The sequence below is a fragment of the Streptomyces sp. NBC_01390 genome, from assembly GCF_045040105.1.
Classification (GTDB): Bacteria; Actinomycetota; Actinomycetes; order Streptomycetales; family Streptomycetaceae; genus Streptomyces.
The window spans coordinates 10,958,762-10,980,548 of record NZ_CP109551.1; the positions used below are offsets into that span (position 1 = coordinate 10,958,762).

21 protein-coding genes are annotated in these 21,787 nt (G+C 70.6%); 12 read left to right on the forward strand and 9 right to left on the reverse strand.

Annotation, left to right across the window (positions count from 1 at the left end):
* Positions 1-124: 124 nt before the first annotated feature.
* Positions 125-1,171, reverse strand: a complete 1,047-nt coding sequence (locus OG241_RS48845) for a zinc-binding dehydrogenase (RefSeq protein ID WP_405825505.1) — start codon at positions 1,169-1,171, stop codon at positions 125-127.
* A gap of 117 nt (positions 1,172-1,288) precedes the next feature.
* Positions 1,289-2,215 carry an SGNH/GDSL hydrolase family protein gene (locus tag OG241_RS48850; RefSeq protein WP_405825507.1) on the reverse strand — a complete coding sequence of 309 codons (927 nt, stop codon included), beginning with the start codon at positions 2,213-2,215 and terminating at the stop codon, positions 1,289-1,291.
* A 642-nt stretch (positions 2,216-2,857) separates the two neighbouring features.
* Between OG241_RS48850 and OG241_RS48855 the strand changes: the two genes are divergently transcribed.
* The 5 genes from OG241_RS48855 to OG241_RS48875 all read left to right on the forward strand — a co-directional run bounded on the left by OG241_RS48855 (position 2,858) and on the right by OG241_RS48875 (position 7,719).
* Positions 2,858-3,343 carry a MarR family winged helix-turn-helix transcriptional regulator gene (locus OG241_RS48855; RefSeq protein ID WP_405826853.1) on the forward strand — a complete coding sequence of 162 codons (486 nt, stop codon included), beginning with the start codon at positions 2,858-2,860 and terminating at the stop codon, positions 3,341-3,343.
* Between the two features lie 217 nt (positions 3,344-3,560).
* Positions 3,561-4,082: a MarR family winged helix-turn-helix transcriptional regulator gene (locus tag OG241_RS48860; protein WP_405825509.1), complete on the forward strand. Its 522-nt coding sequence runs from the start codon at positions 3,561-3,563 to the stop codon at positions 4,080-4,082.
* A 317-nt stretch (positions 4,083-4,399) separates the two neighbouring features.
* A complete protein-coding gene (locus OG241_RS48865) occupies positions 4,400-4,780 on the forward strand; it encodes a hypothetical protein (protein WP_405825511.1) in 381 nt (126 codons plus the stop codon).
* On the forward strand, positions 4,777-5,241 hold the full coding sequence (locus OG241_RS48870; RefSeq protein WP_405825513.1) for a peroxiredoxin: 465 nt from the start codon (positions 4,777-4,779) through the stop codon (positions 5,239-5,241). The genes OG241_RS48865 and OG241_RS48870 overlap by 4 nt, the downstream gene beginning before the upstream one ends.
* Positions 5,242-5,355: 114 nt before the next feature.
* Positions 5,356-7,719, forward strand: coding sequence for a SpoIIE family protein phosphatase (locus tag OG241_RS48875; protein ID WP_405825515.1), 2,364 nt, complete (start codon positions 5,356-5,358; stop codon positions 7,717-7,719).
* 91 nt (positions 7,720-7,810) lie between these two features.
* Here the strand turns inward: OG241_RS48875 and OG241_RS48880 are convergent, their stop codons facing one another.
* Both OG241_RS48880 and OG241_RS48885 read right to left on the reverse strand, forming a co-directional pair.
* Entirely contained in the window at positions 7,811-8,245 is a 435-nt protein-coding gene (locus OG241_RS48880) for a cupin domain-containing protein (RefSeq protein ID WP_405825517.1), read from the reverse strand.
* 221 nt (positions 8,246-8,466) lie between these two features.
* Entirely contained in the window at positions 8,467-8,889 is a 423-nt protein-coding gene (locus OG241_RS48885) for a DUF3291 domain-containing protein (protein ID WP_405825519.1), read from the reverse strand.
* A 109-nt stretch (positions 8,890-8,998) separates the two neighbouring features.
* Here OG241_RS48885 and OG241_RS48890 point away from each other — a divergent pair, with 109 nt between their 5' ends.
* Positions 8,999-9,628: a MerR family transcriptional regulator gene (locus OG241_RS48890; protein WP_405825521.1), complete on the forward strand. Its 630-nt coding sequence runs from the start codon at positions 8,999-9,001 to the stop codon at positions 9,626-9,628.
* Between the two features lie 138 nt (positions 9,629-9,766).
* Here OG241_RS48890 and OG241_RS48895 read toward each other — a convergent pair whose 3' ends face one another.
* A complete protein-coding gene (locus OG241_RS48895) occupies positions 9,767-10,627 on the reverse strand; it encodes a helix-turn-helix domain-containing protein (RefSeq protein WP_405825523.1) in 861 nt (286 codons plus the stop codon).
* 221 nt (positions 10,628-10,848) lie between these two features.
* Between OG241_RS48895 and OG241_RS48900 the strand changes: the two genes are divergently transcribed.
* The gene (locus OG241_RS48900; RefSeq protein WP_405825525.1) at positions 10,849-11,637 is read left to right on the forward strand and encodes an IclR family transcriptional regulator; all 789 of its coding nucleotides are present in this window, start codon (positions 10,849-10,851) and stop codon (positions 11,635-11,637) included.
* Positions 11,638-11,643: 6 nt separating this feature from the next.
* Here the strand turns inward: OG241_RS48900 and OG241_RS48905 are convergent, their stop codons facing one another.
* Positions 11,644-12,273: a hypothetical protein gene (locus tag OG241_RS48905; protein WP_405825527.1), complete on the reverse strand. Its 630-nt coding sequence runs from the start codon at positions 12,271-12,273 to the stop codon at positions 11,644-11,646.
* Between the two features lie 171 nt (positions 12,274-12,444).
* Here OG241_RS48905 and OG241_RS48910 point away from each other — a divergent pair, with 171 nt between their 5' ends.
* Positions 12,445-13,449, forward strand: a complete 1,005-nt coding sequence (locus tag OG241_RS48910; protein WP_405825529.1) for a TauD/TfdA dioxygenase family protein — start codon at positions 12,445-12,447, stop codon at positions 13,447-13,449.
* A gap of 15 nt (positions 13,450-13,464) precedes the next feature.
* Here the strand turns inward: OG241_RS48910 and OG241_RS48915 are convergent, their stop codons facing one another.
* From OG241_RS48915 to OG241_RS48925, 3 genes are read right to left on the reverse strand one after another with little or no spacing between them, the layout of a single operon-like run.
* Complete coding sequence (locus tag OG241_RS48915; RefSeq protein ID WP_405825531.1) at positions 13,465-14,496, reverse strand: LLM class flavin-dependent oxidoreductase; 1,032 nt, start codon at positions 14,494-14,496, stop codon at positions 13,465-13,467.
* A gap of 30 nt (positions 14,497-14,526) precedes the next feature.
* Complete coding sequence (locus OG241_RS48920; RefSeq protein ID WP_405825533.1) at positions 14,527-16,104, reverse strand: metallophosphoesterase family protein; 1,578 nt, start codon at positions 16,102-16,104, stop codon at positions 14,527-14,529.
* A gap of 20 nt (positions 16,105-16,124) precedes the next feature.
* Positions 16,125-16,994 (reverse strand): MHYT domain-containing protein, encoded by an 870-nt coding sequence (locus OG241_RS48925; protein ID WP_405825535.1) that lies wholly within the window; start codon positions 16,992-16,994, stop codon positions 16,125-16,127.
* Positions 16,995-17,262: 268 nt separating this feature from the next.
* Here OG241_RS48925 and OG241_RS48930 point away from each other — a divergent pair, with 268 nt between their 5' ends.
* The 4 genes from OG241_RS48930 to OG241_RS48945 all read left to right on the forward strand — a co-directional run bounded on the left by OG241_RS48930 (position 17,263) and on the right by OG241_RS48945 (position 21,785).
* Positions 17,263-18,369, forward strand: a complete 1,107-nt coding sequence (locus OG241_RS48930; protein ID WP_405825537.1) for a substrate-binding domain-containing protein — start codon at positions 17,263-17,265, stop codon at positions 18,367-18,369.
* Positions 18,370-18,527: 158 nt separating this feature from the next.
* A complete protein-coding gene (locus OG241_RS48935; protein WP_405825538.1) occupies positions 18,528-19,877 on the forward strand; it encodes an ABC transporter substrate-binding protein in 1,350 nt (449 codons plus the stop codon).
* Between the two features lie 58 nt (positions 19,878-19,935).
* Positions 19,936-20,925 carry a carbohydrate ABC transporter permease gene (locus tag OG241_RS48940; RefSeq protein WP_405825540.1) on the forward strand — a complete coding sequence of 330 codons (990 nt, stop codon included), beginning with the start codon at positions 19,936-19,938 and terminating at the stop codon, positions 20,923-20,925.
* Complete coding sequence (locus OG241_RS48945) at positions 20,922-21,785, forward strand: carbohydrate ABC transporter permease (RefSeq protein WP_319094433.1); 864 nt, start codon at positions 20,922-20,924, stop codon at positions 21,783-21,785. Before OG241_RS48940 ends, OG241_RS48945 begins: the two co-directional genes overlap by 4 nt.
* The last annotated feature ends 2 nt before the right edge of the window (positions 21,786-21,787 follow it).

Below are 21,787 nucleotides of genomic sequence, written 5' to 3' on the forward strand. Positions count from 1 at the left end.
CGCGCGTGCAGGCCGCACTAGCCCCGCCACCGGCCCTCACCGCAGGTGGGGGCCAGGGGGGGTCCGGGGAGTCACGACTCCCCGGACCCCTCCCGCTGCCCGCCGGACCGACCGGCTGTTCGTGCTACTCGGTGTCCTCTTCGTCGAAGGTGACGACGATCTTCTCGGCGGCTCCGGGGGTGAGAGCGAGGTCGAAGGCGGTGCCGACGTCGGTGAAGGGGATGCGGTGGCTGATGAGCTTGGCGAAGGTCTCGTGGTGCTCGACGAGTTCGGGAGTGACCTCGAAGATCTCGGTCGGGTAGCCCTGGGAGGCGATAAGAGTGAGCTCGCTGCGGAGCATGCCGCCGAGGTCGATCTGGTCGGACTTCTTCTGGACGGCGACCATGACGAGCTTGGCGCCCCACTTGGCGGATTCGACGGTGGTGTTGAAGACGGCGGGGACGCCGGCGGCATCGATGTAGATGTCGGTGGCGGGGCGGGGCTGCCCGAGGGCGTTGGCGGCCTGGCCGTGGAGTTCGGTGAGCCGCTCGGTGACGTTCTCGGTGCGGGAGTCGATGACGGCGTCGGCGCCGACGGCCAGCGCGGTTTCGAGGCGTTCGGGGATGACGTCGGCGACGACGACGTGCTTGACGCCGCGGAGCTTGAGCCAGATGGTGGCGCCCAGGCCGATGGGTCCGGCGCCGAAGACGACGACGGTGTCGTCGGGGGTCGCCGCGGAACGGTTGACGCAGTGCCGGGCGACAGCCATCGGTTCGTTGAGAGAGGCCACGTCGAAGGGGACGGTGTCGGGGAAGACGGCGACCGTCCGGCCGACCTCGCAGTCGTCGAGGAGCAGGTACTGGCTCATGGCGCCGTGCGCGCCGCCGCAGCCGATGATGCCCGAGGACACGCCCTGGGGGTTGACGACGACGCGGTCGCCCACCTTCAGGTACTTCACCTCGGCGCCCAGTTCGATGATCTCGCCGGCGGGCTCGTGGCCCAGGGGGATGGACCGGGTGGTGCCGTCGGCGCCGGGCATGCCGCCGAGGTGGAGGAAGAAGGTGTCGGTGCCGCAGATTCCGCAGGCGCGGACGCGCATGAGGGCGTCCTTGGGGCCGGGCACGGGGCGTTCGACGTCGACGACCTCGACCTTGTCCTTCGCGGTGTGCGCGGACCTCATCGTGGTGGACATGGGTAACTCGCCTTCTGTGTAAGGGTGTTGCTGGCGGGAGGGGTGGGTTCCGGGGATGCCGCTCGGGCCGCTGGGGGCTTGTCCGCCTCAGGAGACATGCTCATGAGACATGGGTGCTCATCCCGTGGCCTTCAGAGCGCGCAGCACGGCGTCGGCCATGCCGCGCTCACCTCGCTCGTTGGGGTGAAGAGGGGCCGCGTCCGCCACCGGCAGCAGGGGCTCGACCCAGCGGGTGCCCCCGGCCGCACAGGCATCACGGCCGACCGACGGCCCGTAGGTGTCGACGTACACCGCACCGGCGGTCGCGGCCCGCTTTCGCAGGGTGGCGTTGAGCTGCTGCTCCTTGGCGTCCAGGAACCGCACATCGCCGGGGGCGAGTGTCATGTCGTCGTCGCAGCGGTTCCCCTCGGACGGCAGGATCGTCGGGTAGCCGACGACGTACACCTCGGCCCGCGGTGCCCGGCGCTTCACCTCGGCGAGTGCGCCGGTCAGCCGCGCCCCCGCCGCGTCGATCCGCCGCGCCACCTCGTCGGTGCCGTCGGAGGAGTACTCCCTGCGACAGGGCGCGTCGTCCCCGGTGAACCTTCCGCTGCCGGTCAGCCGGCGGACGAGGCCCTTCTTGACGCACTCCCGGACTGTGGCGGCGAAACCGATGTCGTTGCCGCCCACGCCGATGGTGACCAGCGCGGTCCTCACGGTGAGCGCGGACAGCTGGGCCGGGTTGATGCCGTCCTGGGTGGACTGGGCCGAGGAGAGGTCGGCGATCTTCGCGCCGCTGCAGCTCATGTCCCGGAAGTCGGCCGTGCCCAGGGCCAGTTGTCGCGCTACGAGAGAGGGATAGTTCCGGTCGGAACGGTCACAGCCCGCGGGGGCGGTGGCCTGGGTGGGAATCCCCGGGCCCGAGGTGTAGGAGTCGCCCAGCGCCACGTACGGGCCCTGCGGCGGGGCCGGATCGTCGTCGCCGCCGCGTCCTACGGTGATCACGGTGACCAGCGCGCCGAAGGCGACCGCCCCGGCCAGTCCGGCTCGCGCGGAGTTCCTCATCGCGGTGTCCTGCCTTCCGTCTCCTGATACCGGCCGGGCCGGTATCGCTCGCTTCGGGGGCGCGTGGCCCGGGGGACGACGGTGGGCGGTGAGCGACACGGAGCCGACGGCGCTGTCGGCCTCGTGCGCCGGGGGAGTGGGCCAGGGGGTGCCCAGTGGTCACGAGGAGTCGCCGTCGGAACGGGGTGGATGTGTCCCCGGGCTCGGCGCCGGACGGGGGGAGTTGTCCGGCGCCGAGCCCGGGGAGCGCGCCGGTCCCCGTCCCCACGGGTTTCGGCGCGGCGGGGCCTCCTCCGCTCAAAGGCGGCCCCGGTCCGGGTGCCCGCGGCTCTTCGCGGCGCGGGCTTCGGTGACCTGGTCGGTCACCGGGGAGGGTGGTCAGGTGGTGCGGGTCATGAGAGCTCCTGCGTTCGTCGAGCGAGGGTCCATGGGCGCCGGGGTGTTTCCGACGGCGACGAACCCTGTTTTGCTTGAGTAAGGCAAGCACATTGAATTACTTGAGTCAAGCAAGCTAATGTGGGATCGAGGTCGAGCCCGGAAGGGGTGTGGGTGGCTTTGCTCGAGTCGCGCGAGCAGGATGTGGACAGGGTGGGCGGGCCCGCATCGCTGTCGTCGGAAGCCCTCTCTCCGGCGGAGCGGGACGTGGCCGAGATCGACCGGAACCTCAACCGGATCGCTCACCTGGCCTACCACGCCAGACAGCACGGGCGGCTTCGAGAACTGGCCGGCGTCCCTCTGGACCGGGCCGCGGTGGTGCTCCTGCGGCAGGTGGCCGACTCCGAACCCCTGCGCCCGGGGGAGCTGGCGAATCTGCTGGCCGTGGAGGCCTCGCACATCACCCGGCAGGTGCAGCGCCTTCAGGAGGCCGGCTATGTCACCCGGATCCCCGACCCCGACGACGGGCGTGCACAGCTCGTCCGGCTCACCGTGGCGGGCGCGGAGGCGGTCGCCCGTATCCGTGGGGTCAAGTGCCGCACCATGCGGATGTCGCTGAAGGGCTGGTCGTCCCAGGATCTCCGGCGCCTGACGGGCTTCGTGGACCGGATGGTCGACGACCTGCTCGCCGCCATCGAGACGGACGACGGCCTTGAGGGCACCGTGGCCCACCTCGCCCTGGATCCTCTGTGAACGGTCTTTCCCGGGCCGGCGGTTGCGAGGCGCGCCGGGGCGGCGTGCTCTCGACCTGACTCCGGCGGAGTACCGGCTGTGGGTACCGGGGCGGCAACGCCGTCGAGCAGCTCGTCTCCCGGCTGTGCCGCAAGGGCATGGCAGGCCGCTCGTGAGTGTCGTAGGTACCGGCGGCGGAATTTACTTGAGTTACGCAACGAGATGGTAACTTGAGGGTATGTCCACACCGCCGCCCAAGACCGCTCCCGCCCCGAAGGATGTGGCTGAGATCGAGCGCGCTCTCACCCGCATCTCCTATCTGCTCAGCCGTGCCCGGCAGCACGAACGTCTGATGGCGATCGCCGGTGTCCCGCTGGACCGGGCCGCCACCGCGCTTCTTCGGCAGATCGCCGACTCCGAACCGATGCGCCCCGGCGAACTCGCCAACCGGCTCGCGGTCGAGGCGTCCCACGTCACCCGCCAGGTGCAGCAGCTCCAGAAGTCCGGCTACGTCACCCGCGTACCCGACCCGGACGACCGCCGCGCCCAGCGCATCGAGCTGACCGCGAGGGGCGAGGTGGCCGTCGAGCGGGTCCGGGAGGCGAGCCGGCGGGGTATGCAACTGGCCCTCGGCGACTGGTCCGCCGAGGAGCTTCAGCAGCTCGCCGGTCTGTTCCACCGGATGGTCGACGATTTCCTGGCCTACTCCCTCGATGACGACGGCGTGGTGGGTCTCGTCGAGCCCCTCCCCGACGCCTGACGCAGCACCTCGTGCCGTGTCGCACCGCACCCGCGGTGCGATCGGCCACTCCCCGTCGAACGCCAGGTCGACCGTGTGCCAACCGGTTCCGGCCGCGGGAGAACCGGGGTGCCCGGTCGGCTGTCCACCGTGCGGGAGCGCACCCGGTTCCCCGCGCCGGGCGACGCGAACCGAGCGGGAGGTCTCCTGCTTGCGAATCATGGAGGGCCCATGGCGGATCATCGGCGGTAGTCGAACACCTGGCTATCGAACACCTGGCTCTGGAGCTGGATTTACCGTCCAGTAGGATCGCCCGGCACACCATCCGAGGAGGAAGCGTGCCCCGGTCCCAACGCTCGCCCCTGCTGCTCGCCGGTCTGTTGGCCGCCGGCGGCGTCGCCCACTTCGTCGTGCCCCGCACGTTCGACGCGATCGTGCCGCGCGCGCTGCCGGGTACGCCCAGGACCTGGACGTACGCCAGTGGCGCCGCCGAACTCGCGCTCGCGGCCGGGGTCGCGCTGCCGCGTACCCGGCGGGTCGCCGCCCTGGCCACGGCGGGGTTCTTCGTCGGGGTGTTCCCGGCCAACGTGAAGATGGCCCTCGACTGGCGTGGCAGGCCCGCCGCCCTGCGGGCCGGAGCCATCGGGCGGCTGCCGCTTCAGGTGCCGCTCGTCCTGTGGGCACGCAGTGTCGCGAAGAATGGAGAAGGCCGGTCATGAGCAAGGTGAACGTCGGCGACAAGATCGAGGACTTCGAGCTGCCGGACGAGAGCGGAGCGCCGCGTCGACTGTCCGAACTGCTCACCGAGGGGCCGATCGTCCTCTTCTTCTATCCCGCGGCCCTGTCACCCGGCTGCACGGCCGAGGCCTGTCACTTCCGGGACCTGGCCGCCGAGTTCGCCGCTGTCGGCGCGCGGCCGGTCGGGATCAGCGGGGACTCCGTCGACCGTCAGCAGGAGTTCGCACAGAGCCACACGCTCGGCATGCCGCTGCTGTCGGACGCCGACGGGACGGTCCGTGAGCTCTTCGGGGTGAAGCGCGGCTTCTCGATGATGCCCACCAAACGGGCCACCTTCGTCATCGCCGAGGACCGGACGGTCCTGGAGGTCGTGTCGAGCGAGCTGCGGATGAACACCCACGCGGACCGTGCCCTCGCCGCGCTCCGCGCCCACCAGGGCTGACGACCGCCGCACCCGCGCCCGGCCGCCCCACGGAGGGGCGGCTCGGCGGGATCGCCGTGCCGAGGTGGGCCGTCGGGGTTGATGCCCCGGGGCCCAGGGACCATCCTGGGGCGTATGAAACAAGTCGCCGCCGCGGTGATCATCGATGCCCGAGGCATGGTGACGGGATGGAGCGAGGGTGCCCGGCGGTTGACGGGGCACACGGCCGAGGCCGTCGTCGGACGTCCGGCCGCCGTACTCCTCGCACAGGACCCTGCGTCGACGGCGATGACCGAGCTGGCGGGCGTGCTCACACTCCGCCACCGGGACGGCCACCCGGTCGAACTCGCCGTCAGCGCGTGCCCCGTGCAGGACGAGAACGGCGACACGCGCGGATATGTCGTCACCGCCCTCCCCGAACCGGCGGCGCCCGCTCCGTCGCCGGCCGCGCAGGGGCCCGCCCCGCTGGAGCGGGCCATCCGGCAGGCCTCCGTGTCGATGTCCGCCTTCGACACCGACCAGCGCTACACCTGGCTCAACGACTCCGCCTGCGACCTGATGGGCGTCGAGGAACAGGCCCTCGTCGGACGGCTCTACGGCGAGATCGTGCCCGACGACCGGACCAGCCGGGGCTTCCTGCTCAACCTGCGCGAGGTCGCCCGCACCGGCCTCCCCGTGCGCTACGAATCCTTCGGCAAGGACGCGGACAGCGGCCGGGAATACGCGTGGAGCATCGAGATGTGGCCGGTGCGCGACGACCTGGGCGCCGTCACCTCGGTGGGCATCGCCGCCTTCGACAGCAGCGACCAGCACTGGGCCCGACGGCGGCTCGCCCTGCTCAACGAGGCGGCCGCCGCCATCGGCACCACCCTCGACGTCGTCCGTACCGCCGAGGAACTCGTCGAACTGGTCGTGCCCCGGTTCGCCGACTTCGTCAGCGTCGACCTGCTCGACTGGGTGCTCGGCGCGGACGAACCCGCCGCGGTGCGGGCCGACGAGGTCGTCCTGCACCGGGTCGCCCACGGCTCTGTCACCGAGGGCACGCCCGAGGCGGTCATTCCGCTGGGCGCGAAGGACATCTACCCGCCGTTCACCCCGCCGGTGCGGGCGATGGCGGAGGGCCGGGCGGTACTCGGGCGGGTCGGTGAACCGGCGTTCGACGAGTGGGTGGCGGAGCGCAACGCCCGCGAGCCCGTCGGCCGCCCGTACCGCAAGGGCGTCCACTCCATGGTCACCGTGCCGCTGCGGGCCCGGGGCACCACCCTGGGCGTCGCCGTCTTCCTGCGCATCGGCCGCCCCGACCCCTACACGGAGGACGACGTCGTTCTCGCCGAGGAACTGGCCAGCCGTGCGGCCGTCTGCGTCGACAACGCCCGCCGCTTCGAGCGTGAGCGCACGACAGCGCTGGCTCTCCAGCACAGCCTGCTGCCCCGAGGACTGCCGGGCCAGGCGGCAGTCGAGGTCGCCCACCGCTATCTGCCCTGCGGGTCGGTGGCCGGCATCGGCGGCGACTGGTTCGACGTCATCCCGCTGTCCGGCAGCCGGGTCGCCCTCTGCGTCGGCGACGTCGTCGGCCACGGCATCCAGTCCTCCGCGACCATGGGACGGCTCCGTACGGCCGTACGGACCCTCGCGGACGTCGATCTGCCGCCGGACGAGCTTCTCACCCACCTCGACGACCTGGTCACGCATCTGGCCGACGAGGAGGACGGTGCCGACGTCGCCGAACTGGGCGCCACCTGCCTCTACGCCGTCTACGACCCGGTCTCGCGCCGGCTGAGCCTCGCCTCCGCCGGACACCCGCCGCCGGCCGTCGTGCCGCCCGGCGGCGTCGCCGAGCTGATCGAGGTGACGGCGGGGCCGCCGCTCGGTGTCGGCGGCCTGCCCTTCGAGGCGACCGAACTGAAACTGCCCGAGGGCTCGCTCCTGGCCCTCTACACCGACGGGCTGATCGAGGACCGCGACCGGGACGTCGACCACGCGACGGCGGAGCTGTGCCGAGCCCTGAACCTGCCCGGCGCCTCGCTCGACGCCGTGTGCGACGCGGTGCTCAAGGCCGTGCTGCCCGAGCAGCCGGGCGACGACGTGGCACTGCTGCTCGCCCGTACGCACGCGCTGGGCGCCGACCGGGTGGCCGTCTGGGACGTGCCGCCGGACCCCGCGCAGGTGTCCGTCGCCCGTCAGGCGGCCATGGAGCGGCTGGCCGGCTGGGGGCTGGAGGAGGAGGCCTTCGTCACCGAGCTGGTCGTCAGCGAACTGGTCACCAATGCCATCCGGTACGGCGAGCCGCCCATCCAGCTGAGACTGATCCGCGACCGCGCCCTCATCGTCGAGGTCTCCGACGGCAGCTCCACCTCACCGCACCTGCGCCGGGCGCACGCCTTCGACGAGGGCGGCCGTGGACTGCTGCTCGTCGCCCAGCTCACCCAGCGCTGGGGCAGCCGCCAGACGGGCACCGGCAAGACGATCTGGGCCGAGCAGCCGCTGCCGACGGACTAGACCGTCGGGGCCGACAGGGGAGCCGGTCCGAAGCCGGCCGGATGGTCCGGGCGGGTGAGTCGGTTCGGTGAAGGGTCGGTTCGGTGATCGGTCACTCGAAGTCGCAGCCGGGGTTCGGCGCGTCCTCCGAGAAGGGTGAGCCGTGCGGCAGGACGTACAGGACGTCGAGTACGACGGGCGTGCTGCCGAGGTTCCGGCCTATGTGGATGTTCCCGGGGCCCGCCGGTTCGCTGATGGCGCTGCCCTTCGGATACACACCGTCGGACTCGCAGGTGGAGTCGAAGTGGCTGAGGGTGCCCTCCTTGACGAGGCCGTAGAGCGGGCCGTCGTGGTAGTGCCAGCCGGTGGCCTGGCCGGCGGGGATGGTGACCTCCCGCAGCGTGTAGTCGGTGTCGCCGATGGTGGTCTGGGCGAGAATCCGGCCCGACACTCCTGGTCCGGGCGGCGTGGCATGGGCCGTACCGCAGGCGAGGACCGCGGTGACTGTGACGGCACCGGCCGTGGCGGTGCGAAGCAGGTTGCGCATGCTGGATCCCCCGAGGGTGAGAGCGTGAGCGCGCCATGACACCTCAGTGTGGCCCTGCGAGGGCGTGATTGTCCGCGAGACGGCTACGAACGCGAGCAGCGTCTCAACGGTCCCTGCCGATGGCCTGCCGATGGCCGCCCGTCCGTCGCAGCATCGGCTGCGGGACCCGGGTCTCCCATGCGGCGAAGACGCCGGGTGCGGTCGGAGGGCGCGGACGGGGTTCAGGCGGTCGGCGGATTGCCGTCCGCGTCCGTGCGCTCCTGGGCGGCCAGTCGGTCGCGTGCGTCCGACCAGTCGAGGGGCAGGCCCGCGGCCGGTGTCTCCCAGAAGGTGAAGACCGAGCGGCTCACCGTGGAGCGCAGACCGGTCATGACCGACTTGTGGGGCTCGGTCCGCGCGTAGGTGTAGAGGGCCTGCCTGTCCTCCCAGGCCGACAGGGTCCAGAAGGTGCGCTTGAGCGGCTCGGCGATCAGTGTGGCGCCGTAGGCGCCGGGGGCGCTCCTGACCTGCTTCCAGGCGGCGAGCGACCGCAGGAAGAAGCGGGGAACGTCTTTCAGGGAGCGGACTTCCAGACGGGACGCCATGACGAACGCAGTCGCGTCCGGAGCGGGCTCGTTGACGGTTGTCCAGGGCAGGGTGGGCATGGCTGCGGCCTTCTTCCGAGAGGCAGGGCGGAGCGGAGGCCTACTTGGATACCTCCACTATCCATGTTAGACAGTAGAGGTATCCAATGACCAGAGCGGAGCCCGACCGATGCGTATGTCCGAGCTGAGCCGCCGCAGTGGTGTCTCTGTCACGACGATCAAGTACTACCTCCGTGAAGGGCTCCTCCCGGTCGGCCGCCAACTGTCGGCGACGCAGGCCGAGTACGACGAGAACCACCTCCGCAGGCTCCGGCTGATCCGTGCGCTGATCGGCGTACGGGGACTGTCCGTCAGCACCACCCGGGAGGTGCTGGGCGCGCTCGACGAACACACCGCCGACACCCACCGCCTGCTGGGGCTCGGGCTCGGGGCGATCCGGCTCGCCGACGAGACGGAGGCGGACTCTCCGGAACCGGCCGAAGTCGACGCGCTGATCCAGGAGTTGGGCTGGAACGTGCACCAGGCCGCGCCCGCTCGCGGCACGCTGGCTGACACCCTCGCCTCTCTGCGCACCCTCGGCTCACCGCTCGACGCGCGGGTGCTCCTGCCGTACGCCCGGCTGGCCGAGCAGACCGCGGTCCTCGACCTCGACCAACTGGACGGAATCGAGGACCCGTTGGAGGTCGTCGAACGCGCGCTGCTGCTCACCGTCCTCCTGGAGCCCGCGCTGCTGGCGCTGCGGCGCATGGCCCAGGAGAACGAGTCGGCCCGCCGGCACGAGGACGCGCCGGACAGCTGACCCGGAGCTGTGTTCGGGAGTGGCCGCCCGAAGCATGCAGGCCCACAGTCTCGCCAGTTCGCCGAATCCTGGACAACCACGCTTCCGGAGAGTGGAAAGAAATCCCTGTTTACGGGCGTAGAACCGCGAGGCTGAATGTTACTGCCGAGTGAAGTCCTGGCCGACGGCCGGGCGCCGACGTTTATTCCGGGAATCGGCGGTGCGCCGAAATGTGCCGGGCGTCATATTCACTCTACGGGCGAAGAACTTGCCGAAGTTCGTGACTTCGGTGAACCCGAGTTGGCGGGCGATGGTTCCGACAGGCAGATCCGTGTGGACCAGCAGACGTTTCGCTTCCAGGGTGACGCGTGCGTCGATCAGGTCCTTGGTGGAGGTGCCGGCGACGATACGACAGGCCCGGGACAGGGTGCGGGGCGTGCAGTTGAGTGCGGCGGCGTAGTCCTCGACCAGCCGGGTCGTGCGGTAGGAGGCCTCCAGTTCGCGCCGGAAGCGCAGAAAAAGCTCGCTGTTCTCGCCGGAGGGGCTCTCGGCGTGCTGCGGATCCGTGCGCTGGCTGCGGCACATCTGGTCGATGTGCATCAGGGCGACCGCCAGCAGATGCTTGAGGATGTCCTCGCCGAGTCCCTGGTCGGGCCGCTCGAACTCCTCCCGCATCAACGCCAGCACGCGCCCGAAGCCGGCCAGTTCGTCCTCGCTGAGCTGCCAGTGACTGGGGCGCAGGACGTCGTCGAGCATCCCCATCTGGGCACGCAGCCGCAGGGGAAAGGTCTCGGTGAACATGACGAGCTGAGCTTCCATCTGCACCGGTGACGCGAAGTGGATCACCTGGTTCGGCCGGATCCACAGCAGGGAGCCCGTGCGGCACGCGTACCGCGTGGAGTCGATGGTGAAGTCGCCGGCCCCCGCTTCGACCAGCAGGAGCTGGTGGAAGGCGAGCCGGTGGGGAGCGCTGGCGAAGTTCGTACGGAGCTTCTTGCGCACCTCACTGAGCGGGGCCATGGCCAGGCCGATCCCGGGTCTGCACGTGGGGGTGTAGGGGACCACCGGGATCGGTAACGAAGCGAAATCGACCATGAGCGTTCCGGAATCGACCTTTCTCAAGCTACTTTAAAAATCAATGATAGGCGTGGCCGCCCGTAGCCGGATCACTTCTGGCGCATGCACGAGTACACGAGTAACCGCCCCCACATGATGTGCAGGTGAAGGGAAGTAGAAACGGGATGACCACCCACCCCGGCGCCCCCGAGCGCTCGGTTGTCGACCGCACGCTCAGCATTCTCGGCGTTTTCGACCGTGACAACCGCACCCTGACGCTGAGCGACATCAGCCGGCGCGCCGGTCTTCCGGTCGCCACGGTTCATCGCATCGTCAACAAGCTCCATGGCTGGGGCGCACTGGAACGAGGAGAGGCAGGTGGCTACAGCATCGGCCTGAGACTGTGGGAGACCGCCACGCTGGCGCCCCGGTACGGGGACCTGGCCGAGGCGGCGCAGCCGCACCTCGTCGAACTCCAGGGGCAGTACGGCGGCGCGGCGGTCCTCGCGCTGCGCGACGGAACGGAGACCGTCTGTCTGTCCTTCGTCTCCAACGACCCAGTCCTCAGCGCGCGTGGGGGCGACCTCGGCTATCGGCTCCCTCTGCACGCCACCGCGGTGGGTCTGGTGCTGCTGGCGAACGAGGGCGCCGTGGTGCAGGACGAGATCTGCGCCGGCCCCCTTCGCGCCTACACCGGGGCCACGCCCACCGACGGCGCCGCCCTGCGGAATCAGCTGACCAGGATCAGACGCGAGGGATACGCGCTGGCCTGCGGCACCCTGCGCGAGGGCCGGGGCGGGATCGCGGCCCCGGTGCGAGACGCGCGCGGCACGGTGGTGGCGGCGGTGGGTCTCGTGGGCCCGCTGCACATGCTCCAGCCGTCGCGCCTGGTCCCGCTGGTCCTGGCCACGGCCGACGCCGTCTCCCAGCACGACCGGACAGAAGGGTGGCGGATGGCGGGGGTGGGTGCGTAACCCGCCCTACCCCGCATACGCCGTCCCGCCCCCGTCCGCCAGCTCGGCCGCGATCCGGCGATGGGCCCGCAGCCGTTCCGACTCCGGTACCGGGGGCAGCAGTTCCTCCCACAGGGGGAGGAACGTGCCGCGCAACTGCGTCAGCCCCGCCGGTCGGGCCAGCAGCCAGAAGTGCAGATGAGCCCCACCGTCGCCCCACCGGTTGACGTGCACCCGTGCGACGCCGTCCACAGCCAGGACGGCCCGCTCGGCGCGCTGCAGCATCGGGCCCAGCTCCGCCGACCTGGCTGCGGGCAGATCGCCGAGGTCGTAGTGACCGCGCGGCTGCAGCAGCACCACGGCGGGCAGCCTGGCCCCGCCGACCGCGTCCACCCGCCAGTGCCCGTCCGCCCAGAGAGCCTCCGTCACGGGCTTGCGGCAGACCGCGCAGTGCCCGGCCCCGGCCTCGCCGTCGCGCTCCGGCTCGGGCAGCACCGGAGGCAGCAACGGCTTGACCCGCAACTCCCCTTCGGCCAGTTCGAAGGGAAAGGTCTCCCACCCGGTGACCGGGTTCTCCGGCATCGGCAACCGCTCCCCGACCGGCAGCCGCCGGACGAAGGCACTGGGCTGGGGGTCACCGGACTCGGCAGTGGTCATTGCCGCAGTCTCGCAGTCACGCCCGCCGCACTGAAGCCCCGTACCGACTCCGCACGACCGGCGGAGCCCGACGCCCGGTCGCCGCGCCCGCCGAATCCTGGCACGCTCGCCAGCGAGATCGACCGGCGCGACGGACGAGACCGACACGACGGACCCACGAGCGGAGTGTGCATGACAACGGACCGGGCCATGAACGGTGAAGTGCAGCCGGGTGCCGAGGAGTTGAGGAGGCCGGCGGACGTCGCCGGGGTGGAGGTGCGGCCCGTCGCGGGGCACATCGGCGCCGAGATCTCGGGAGTCGATCTGACCGAGCCCCTCGACGACACCGTGGTCGCCGGCATCAGGGCGGCCGTCCTGCGCTGGAAGGTGGTGTTCTTCCGCGGCCAGCGGCTGGACCACGCCGGGCACATCGCCTTCGCGCGCCGGTTCGGCGAACCGGTCGTCCTCGGGCGGCGCGGCGGCGCCTCGCCGTCCGGCTTCCCCGAGATCGAGACGACCGCCGACCGGCTGGAGCTGGGCGGACGTTACGGCATGGAGCACGCCGAGTGGCTGGAGCGGCGCCGCCACTCAACTCTGCGCGGCTGGCACTGCGACCACGGCGCCCGGATCGACCCACCCGCCGCGACGATCCTGCGCGCCGAGACCGTCCCGCCGTACGGCGGCGACACCACCTGGTCCAACCTGGCCGCCGCGTACGCTGGACTCTCCGCGCCCGTACGGGAGTTCGTGGACGGTCTGCGGGCCGAGCACCGGCTGGGCGTCGGCTACCAGGCGCGGCCCGGTGACGACGCGTATCTCCGGCATCTCCTCGACCACCAGACCGCCTCGGTGCATCCGCTCGTGCGGGTCCACCCGGAGACGGGGGAGCGGGTGCTGTTCGTCAACGGCTACTACCTTGAGCAGATCGTGGACGTCTCGCGCGCGGAGAGCCGGCTCCTCCTGGAGATGCTGCTCGAACAGGCGACCAGGCCCGAGTACACGGTCCGATTCCGCTGGGAGCCCGGCAGCGTCGCCTTCTGGGACAACCGGGCCACCATTCACCTCGCGCCCAGCGACAACGCCCACCTCGGCCACCCCCGGGTCATGCACCGCGTGATGCTGACCGGCGACATCCCGGCGGGCGTGGACGGCAGGCGGTCGGAGGCGGTCACCGGAACCGAACCCGGGCGGTGGTGAGGGGCCCGCGGGCGGTCAGCCGGTGGCCGGCTTCCAGCCCAGGGCGGGACCGAGGCGGGTCGCGATGTCGGTGAGGATCTGGACGTAGTCCTCGTGGTCGAAGGTGAACGGCAGCGCGAAGGCCACCTCGTCGATCTCCTGGAACGCGACGTGCGCGTACAGGCGTTCGGCGATCTCGGCCGAGGTGCCGACGAGGTCCGGCGCGAACATCAGCCGCGCCGGACCCTGCGGGGTCGCGGTGCGCGGCAGCCGCTTCGCCGCGTACTCCTCGTACTTCGCGCGCTGCGCGGGCGAGGCGCTGTCGGTGGGGATGACGACGAGCCCCTGGGAGACCCGGGCCCGGTCGCCGTCCGGGTGTGCGGCGCGGAAGGCCCGGACGCCCGCGAGCTGGATCTCGGCGAAGTCGGGTGACTCGTCGTCCCCCTCGGCCTTGACGACACTGCTGGTCAGGAAGTTCATGCCGTGCTCACCGGCCCACCGAGCCGACCGCACGCTCCCGCCGCCGTACCACAGCCGGCTGCCGAGGCCCGGGGAATGGGGCTGCACCCGGTCCGAGAACACCTCGAACCCCTGTACCCCGCTGAAGTCGCTGGCCGCCTTCCCACGTACGTGGTCCAGCAGCCGCTCGACCCGCTGGTAGCTGAAGTCCTCGGCGTCCGCCGTGTCGGGGTACAGGGCACCCTTGACATGGTCGTAGTTCATCGGCGGGCCCACACTCAGGCCCGGGTTGAGCCGGCCTCCGGAGAGGACGTCGACGGTCGCCCAGTCCTCCGCCAGGCGCAGCGGGTTCTCCCAGCCGAGCGGGGTGACCGCGGTGCCCAGTTCGATACGGCTGGTGCGCTGCGAGGCCGCCGCGAGGACGGCCACGGGGGAGGAGATCCCGTACTGGAGATGACGGTGGCGCAGCCAGGCGCTGTCGAAGCCCAGCCGCTCACCCAGCTCGATGATCTCCAGTGTCGACTCGTGCCCGGCGCGCGGATCGTCGCCGTCGAAGAGTCCGATGGTGAGAAAGCCCAGTTTGCGCAGCGGCTGTGAGGGGGACGGCACGGGCTCCTCCAACGATCGTCGTACGGATGTTCACGCTTCGTCGATTGTGCCAGCAGGCCGGGTCAGCGGGATGACCACCTCGTCCTCGACCGGCGGATCCAGCTCCTGCCTGAGCTTGCCGGTCGCGGAGAAGCAGCGCAGCCGGATTGCCTCCGGGGACACGTCGAGACGCAGGAAGCTCTTGAAGAACGGTGGACTGTACGTCGCCGAGCCGGGCGAGAACAGTTGCGTGTACGCCTTCCGGACCGGGAGCCGCAGACGCCGGGCACGGTCGGGACGACGGGCCGTGCCCAGCAGAGCGGCGACCAGCCGGATGCGCCGGGTGAGGCGGACCGACTCGCCCGGCGCGCGGGTCGGACGGATGCCCAGGCGCTCGGCGATCACGGCCGTCGCCTCGGCCTCGGTGAGGGTGAAGAAGCGGCGCAGGTGCAGCCGTCGGCCGTAGAGCCTGCTGTAGAAGGCCAGCGAGTCGCCGCGCAGCGGATAGCAGCGGAACTCGTCCTCGGTGACGTCGGCGACCGAGACGCGCTCGATGGTGTGGGTGGCGTGCATGAACGCGCCGCCGCCGCCCGAGACTATGTACTGGACGGTCCGGCTGGTCCGGCTGTTCCGGCCGGGGTGGCCGGTGTCGCCGGGCACGCTCACCGGATAGCGCTGGTAGTTGTGGATGTCGCCGCCTATCGCGGCCACGAAGTTCCGCTCCGGGTCGCGGACGAGGTCGTCGACCGTGCCGCCGCCATCGATGGGGCAGGGGTGGTGCTCGCCGTCCACGTACAGGGGCGAACCGGTGATGAGGATCTTCGGGACCGGCCCGGCGGACACCTCCCTCAGCCAGCGGCCCTGTTCGGCGTCGAGCGTGCCCAGCAGCCCGGTGTCGATGCCTATGACGCGTATGGGTCCGGCGTCGATCGCCCAGTACGGGCCGGGCTGGACCGCCTGTTGGGCGGGGTCCGAGCGCAACTTGGCCGCCTCGGCGAGGCGTTGCTCGTCGACGGCGCTCGGCCTGTGCCACAGGAGTGAGCGCAGCCGGGCGGGTGTGAGCGCGCGGGGCGCGGGCTCCGCCGGGAGGGGCGGGGCGTCGCAGAACACGCGCATGAACCCGTTCAGATCCTCGTACCAGTCGTGGTTGCCGGGGATCGCGTAGATGGGTGCGGGGTAGTCCTGGTAGGGGCGGAAGAACTTGGTGCCGTAGTCGTCGGTGGCTCCGACGGGGTAGATCACGTCACTGGCGAGCACGGTGAACGCCGTGTCCTGACCGACCCTCAGGAAGCCCGGGACGACGGCGTACTGGGGTGCGTCGCCCTCGCCCGTGTCGCCGATGACCATGAAGGAGAAGCGGTCCGGGTCGCCGCGCCTGACCACCTTGTCGGCGGGCGCGCCCGCGGCTGTCCGTTGGTCGGCCCAGCGGCTTCGGGTACGGCCCGTGGGGTCCCCGAACCAGGAGGCCAGCACGCCGTTGCGGGCGGGCCACAGCGTCCGGGGATTGACCCACGAGAGTTTCTCGACCCGACGGGGCATCAACTCCCGGTAGGTTCCCGGGTCTTCGAGGCCCCAGCCCGCGCCCTCGGCGGTGTCGCGGGAGGAGTGGGCAGGTGCGGAGTCAGCCATCGGGGCACCGTAGCAATGTCCTACAGTCGAAGATCCGTCCGGGTCGCGGTCCGCTGCCGGTTCGTGGCCGGCCGCCACGTTTCCCGCTTCGCCGGCTGCTTCGGTATCAGTGACGTCGGCTCGGTCTGCCGGGAGCCCTTCGCGCCCCACTCGCTGTCACCCATGACCAGCAGCGGGTCGAACATCACCACGACGGCGGCCAGCAGCAGGAAGATGGTCGGGCCGATCAGCATCGGCAGCAGCAGTGAGGTCGGGGAGGTGCCGGACCAGGTGGTGCTGGACGCCTCGTGCAGGTGGACGCTGACGGCGGCCATGCCCGTGTAGTGCATACCGCTGACGGCCACGCCCATCACCAGGCTGGCTCCGAGGCTGGTCACGAAGCCCCGGATGGAGACGGCCGCCCACAGTGCGGCGGTCGCGGCGACGATGGCGATCACCACGGAGAGTGCCACGGTCGCCGTGTCGTAGTGGATCGCGCCGTTCACCTGGAGCGCCGCCATGCCGAGATAGTGCATCGCAGCGACGCCGAGGCCGGTCACGATGCCCGCGGTGGACAGTGCCGCGGGTGTGGCGCCGCGATAGCCGACGACGAACACGCCGATACCGACGACGACGATCGCGACGGCGAGGCTCGTGACGGTCAGCCCGACGTCGTAGCGGACCGCGCTCTCCTTGACCTGGAACCCGATCATCGCGATGAAGTGCATGGTCCAGATCCCGCACCCGATGGCCGCCGCCCCGAGCGCCAGCCAACCCGGCTTCCAGGAGCCCTGGTTGAGCAGTGATCTGACCACGCAGCGCAGCCCCAGGGCGCTTCCCAGGCAGGCCATGATGTAGGCGGCCACTGGGGTGACGAACCCGTAGCTGAATCCGTCAATTGTTCCTCGCATATGCCAATTCCCCCCGAGGTGCAAGATGTTGAGGGATGAAATTCTCGCCCCGAGTGTGGGTAAAGCAAGCAGTTACCGCGAGTACTCGGTGAATTTTGTTTGAACCATGGTCAAGAACGGTCGAAAAGGGATGGGAATCGGCCGGAAGCCCTTGTTCCGGTGCTGATGCTGCCGTCCGGACCGCTGATCGCTATGCTGCGCGGAAAGCGCTCAAACGAACATTCCGGTGGCGGGTGTGCCGGCGCACGAAGCAAGGGGGGCGAACGGTATGCGTGAGCCGGTCGAACTGAGGCGGCAGCGGATCCTGGCCGCCGTGCAGGCGCGCGGCGCGGCCCGGGTGACCGACCTCGCCGCCGAGCTGGAGGTCTCGGTGGTGACCGTCCGCCGGGACGTGGAGGAACTCGCCCGCGAGGGCAGGCTCCGGCGCGGCCACGGCGTCGCCCGCTCCACCCTCCCGGTGCCGGACGCCCCGCCCGAGCCCGTCACCGCGGCCGGGGACGGTGACATCGTCGCCCTGGTGGTCCCCGCCCGCCACTCCTACCTCTACGAGACCCTGCACGGCGCCCGCCCCGTCCTGGCGGAGGCCGGCGTGCGTATCGCGCTGCATATCGCCCCGCAGGTCGCCGGCGCCGAACAGCCGCTGGTGGAGCGGGCGTTGGCGGACGGCGCCCGGGGCGTCCTGATCGCCCCCCGCTGGCGCACCCTCGCCGCCGAGGAGGCCGACGCGAAGTGGCTGTGCGGGCTCGGCGTACCGACCGTCCTGATGGAGCGCAGGCCGCGCCCCGGCAGCGCGATGCACGCCCTGGACTCCGTCTGCTCCGACCACTGGTACGGCGCCCATCTCGCTGTCGAGCACCTGGTCGCCCTCGGTCACCGCAGGATCGTCTTCGCCACCCGCGACGACAGCCCCACCGCGCGCGCCCTGCGCACCGCCCTCACCGGGATCGCCGGCGTCCATCCGGACCTCGACGCCTGGACCCTCACCCTGAGTTCCCCCGACGCGGGCCCCGACCGTACGTCCGGCGTGGACCGGCACTCCGTCGACCTGCCCGGTGTCCTGCGCGAACTCGACGCCACGGCATGCGTGTTGCACGGCGACGTGGACGCGCTGATGCTGGTCCAGGAGCTGACCGCACACGGCGTCCGGGTGCCGGAGGACTGCTCGGTCGTGGCGTACGACGATGTCGTGGCCGCCCTCGGCAGCACCCCCCTCACCGCTGTGTCCCCGCCCAAGGGTGAGGTCGGCCGGGCCGCCGCCGAACTGCTTCTGCAGCGGCTGAGGGATCCGCGCGGCAGCGGGGCGGGGCCGGTGCGGCGCATCGAGCTGCTGCCGCAGTTGAAGGTGCGCGGGTCGACCCGGGCGGTGACCTCCTGAGCGTCCGTATCCGCACGCGGATCCGATGCTGGATGAGCGTTTGACCGCTTTATTTTCTTCTGATCGATGTCTTGACCGCTTTCCTTGTGCCGATCAGGATTCCCGTATCTCGAACAGGACGTGTCTCAGGGACACGCCGGAGCCGCGGGAGGCACCACATGCCTGGTCGACAGAGTCACCGTCGACGAAGCCGCCGGTCCGTGCTCGCCGCGATGGCCGCACTGCCACTGACCGGCGCCGTGAGCGCCTGCAGCGCAGGAGCGGACTCCGCGTCGAGCGGTACCGGCGGAAAAGTCACCCGCATCACCTTCTGGTCCGCGCTGCGCGGCAGCCAGGAGGTGGTGGACGCCTTCAACAGCACCCACGACAGCATCCAGGTCGACTTCCAGCAGATCCCGTCCGGCGGCCAGGGCGGCTACGCGAAACTGAGCAACGCCGCCCGCGCAGGCAACGCTCCCGACGTGGCCACCATCGAGTACCCGCAGGTGCCCGGCTTCGCCATCGACGGCGTGGCCCGCGACCTCACCTCGATGATCAGCGACGAACTGCGCGCCAAGCTCCTGCCCCAGGCGCTGGGTCTCACCACCTTCGAACAGCGCGTGTTCAGCGTGCCGTTGGACGTCGAACCGATGGTGATGCACTACCGCGCCGACCTCTTCGCCAAGTACGGCTTCGAAGTCCCGCGCACCTGGGAGGAGTTCGAGGACCTGGCCCGGGCCGTCCGCCGCAAGCTGCCCGGCCGACGGCTGGTCCTCTTCCCCACGGACGGCGGCACCCAGTTCGCCGCCTACGCCTGGCAGGCCGGCGCCCAGTGGTTCGACACGGCGGGCGGCGCCTGGAACGTCTCCCTCGCCGACGCCCCCACCCGGCGCGTCGCCGCCTACTGGCAGCGTCTCATCGACGAGGACCTCGTCTTCATGAACGCCGGCGAGAGCAGACAGTCCGACGCGCAGATCGCGAACGGACTCGTCCTCACCCGGCTCAGCGGAGCCTGGGACGCCGGCGCCCAGATGAAGGCGCGGCCCGCACAGACCGGCCAGTGGCGGATCGCCCCGCTGCCCCGGTGGGACACCGGCCACCCGGCCGTCGGCACACACGGCGGTTCGACCTTCGCGGTCACCAAGGACAGCCGACACCCGGAAGCGGCACTGGAGTTCATCGCCTGGCAGGTCTCCCACCCCGACTCGCTGCGCGCCCGTCTCTCCAGCGGGACCAGCAGCCAGTACCCGGCCGCGTCCGCACTGGTCGCCGTGGGCCGCGAGGCGTTCGACCGCTCCTACTACGGCGGTCAGGACATCTACTCCCTCTTCGAGGAGGAGGCCCACAGAATCCGTGACGGCTGGGTCTGGGGACCTCGCTTCACCGCCACCCAGCGGGTGATGCAGGACAACTTCGCGCGCGTCGGCGGCGGTCAGGGCTCCCTCATCGACTCCGTACGCGCGGCGCAGGACGGCACCATGCCCGACCTCAAGGCCCTCGGCCTGTCGACCACCGAGCACACCACATGAGCACCCGCGCCGAACACGGCCTCCGAGCCGCCCGAAAGGCAAAGGCAGGTGACACCCCATGACCGCGACCACGCAGGCCCACCACACCGCGCCTGCCGCCGCATCCCGCACCGCCGCCCCGGCCTCGGCACACCGCGCCCGCAAGGCGGCCCGACGCCGTCGACTCGCCGCGTGCGCCGTCCTGATGGCACCGTTCTTCGCCCTCCTGGTCACCGTCTTCCTGATCCCCGTCGGCACCGCCGTCTACCTCAGCTTCTTCAGCGACGACCAGCCCGGCCTCGGCTTCGGCCCCGAACGTACGGTCTTCGTCGGACTGCGCAGCTACGCCGCCGTCCTCACCGACCCGACGTTCCTGTCCGGGCTCGCCACGGTCGCCCTGTACTGCCTGATCTACATCCCCCTGATGGTGATCGGCGCCCTCGCCCTCGCCCTGCTCCTCGACTCCGGCGTCGTACGACTGCGCGCCTGGGCCCAGCTAGGCCTGTTCCTGCCGCACGCCGTGCCTGGCATCATCGCCGCCCTCATCTGGCTGTACCTCTACACACCCGGCATCAGCCCGATCATCGACCTGTTCGCCAAGGCCGACATCACCATCGACTTCCTCGGCATCCACACCGTCCTCCCGTCGATCGTGAACATCGCCCTGTGGAGCAACCTCGGCTACAACATGGTCGTCTTCTACGCCGCCCTCCAGGCCGTACCCCGCGAGGTCGTCGAGGCGTCGGTCGTCGACGGCGCGGGCCCCGTCCGCACGGCACTCCAGGTCAAGACGCCCCTCGTGCGCACGTCGATCGTGATGGTCGCCATCTTCACCCTCATCTGGGCGCTGCAGCTGTTCACCGAGCCCGTCCTGCTCAGCCAGTCCTCCCCGATGATCAACTCCCGCTTCTCGCCGAGCATGTACATCTACGACGCCGCGTTCACCCGCAACAACTACAGCCTCGCGGCAGCCGCATCGGTCGTCCTGCTCCTGTGCACGATCGCCCTGTCCTACGGCGTCACCCGCTGGACCAGCCGCGCCAACACCCCCGAGGAGACGGCCCGATGAGCACCGGCGACAGCACCCTCATGCGCCCGCGTCTGCTCGGCCGGGCCACGGTCAACGTGGTGGTCGCGCTCTCCGTCCTCTACACCCTGCTGCCCGTCCTGTGGCTGGTCCTCGCCGCCGGCAAGAACCGGGACGCGCTGTTCAGCAGCAACATCCTGTCGCTGAGCGACTTCTCGTTCGTGCAGAACCTGCGCGACCTGTTCGCGATGGACGACGGCCTGTACAGCCGCTGGTACGGCAACAGCCTGCTGTACGCCGTCCTCGGCGCCGGCATCGGCGCCCTGGTGAGCGTGGCCTGCGGCTACGCCTTCGACAAGTACCGCTTCCAGCACAAGGAGAAGCTGTTCGGTCTGGTCCTGGCCGCCGTCATGGTGCCGCAGACGGTACTCGCGCTGCCGCTGTACCTGATGGCCTCGAAGGCCGGCCTCGTCAACACCTTCTGGGCCGTGTTCATCCCCGTCCTGTTCAACCCGTTCGGGGTCTACCTCGGACGTGTCTTCAGTCAGGGCTATGTCCCCGACGAGGTCCTGGAAGCCGCCCGGGTGGACGGCGCGGGCGAACTCACCACGTACGTACGGGTGGCGCTGCGGATGCTCGGACCCGGGCTGATCACCGTCTTCCTGTTCCAGCTCACCGCCATCTGGAACAACTTCTTCCTGCCCATGGTGATGCTCTCCGACCAGGACCTCTATCCGGTCAGCCTCGGCCTGTACCAGTGGAACAGCTCGGCCTCCGTGTCGCCCGAGTACTACCCCGTGGTGATCATGGGATCGCTGCTCGCCGTCCTTCCCCTCGTCCTCGCCTTCGCCCTGCTGCAACGCTTCTGGCGCAGCGGTCTGACCGCGGGTTCCGTCAAGTAGCG

Bases quoted from the DNA above. Each gene is read 5' to 3' on its own strand.
- OG241_RS48910 (WP_405825529.1), top strand. From the start codon at position 12,445: ATGACAACGGACCGGGCCATGAACGGTGAAGTGCAGCCGGGTGCCGAG.
- OG241_RS48845 (WP_405825505.1), bottom strand. From the start codon at position 1,171: ATGTCCACCACGATGAGGTCCGCGCACACCGCGAAGGACAAGGTCGAG.
- OG241_RS48920 (WP_405825533.1), bottom strand. From the start codon at position 16,104: ATGGCTGACTCCGCACCTGCCCACTCCTCCCGCGACACCGCCGAGGGC.
- OG241_RS48890 (WP_405825521.1), top strand. From the start codon at position 8,999: ATGCGTATGTCCGAGCTGAGCCGCCGCAGTGGTGTCTCTGTCACGACG.
- OG241_RS48905 (WP_405825527.1), bottom strand. From the start codon at position 12,273: ATGACCACTGCCGAGTCCGGTGACCCCCAGCCCAGTGCCTTCGTCCGG.
- OG241_RS48895 (WP_405825523.1), bottom strand. From the start codon at position 10,627: ATGGCCCCGCTCAGTGAGGTGCGCAAGAAGCTCCGTACGAACTTCGCC.
- OG241_RS48945 (WP_319094433.1), top strand. From the start codon at position 20,922: ATGAGCACCGGCGACAGCACCCTCATGCGCCCGCGTCTGCTCGGCCGG.
- OG241_RS48860 (WP_405825509.1), top strand. From the start codon at position 3,561: ATGTCCACACCGCCGCCCAAGACCGCTCCCGCCCCGAAGGATGTGGCT.
- OG241_RS48940 (WP_405825540.1), top strand. From the start codon at position 19,936: ATGACCGCGACCACGCAGGCCCACCACACCGCGCCTGCCGCCGCATCC.
- OG241_RS48880 (WP_405825517.1), bottom strand. From the start codon at position 8,245: ATGCGCAACCTGCTTCGCACCGCCACGGCCGGTGCCGTCACAGTCACC.
- OG241_RS48885 (WP_405825519.1), bottom strand. From the start codon at position 8,889: ATGCCCACCCTGCCCTGGACAACCGTCAACGAGCCCGCTCCGGACGCG.
- OG241_RS48930 (WP_405825537.1), top strand. From the start codon at position 17,263: ATGCGTGAGCCGGTCGAACTGAGGCGGCAGCGGATCCTGGCCGCCGTG.
- OG241_RS48900 (WP_405825525.1), top strand. From the start codon at position 10,849: ATGACCACCCACCCCGGCGCCCCCGAGCGCTCGGTTGTCGACCGCACG.
- OG241_RS48925 (WP_405825535.1), bottom strand. From the start codon at position 16,994: ATGCGAGGAACAATTGACGGATTCAGCTACGGGTTCGTCACCCCAGTG.
- OG241_RS48875 (WP_405825515.1), top strand. From the start codon at position 5,356: ATGAAACAAGTCGCCGCCGCGGTGATCATCGATGCCCGAGGCATGGTG.
- OG241_RS48935 (WP_405825538.1), top strand. From the start codon at position 18,528: ATGCCTGGTCGACAGAGTCACCGTCGACGAAGCCGCCGGTCCGTGCTC.
- OG241_RS48850 (WP_405825507.1), bottom strand. From the start codon at position 2,215: ATGAGGAACTCCGCGCGAGCCGGACTGGCCGGGGCGGTCGCCTTCGGC.
- OG241_RS48870 (WP_405825513.1), top strand. From the start codon at position 4,777: ATGAGCAAGGTGAACGTCGGCGACAAGATCGAGGACTTCGAGCTGCCG.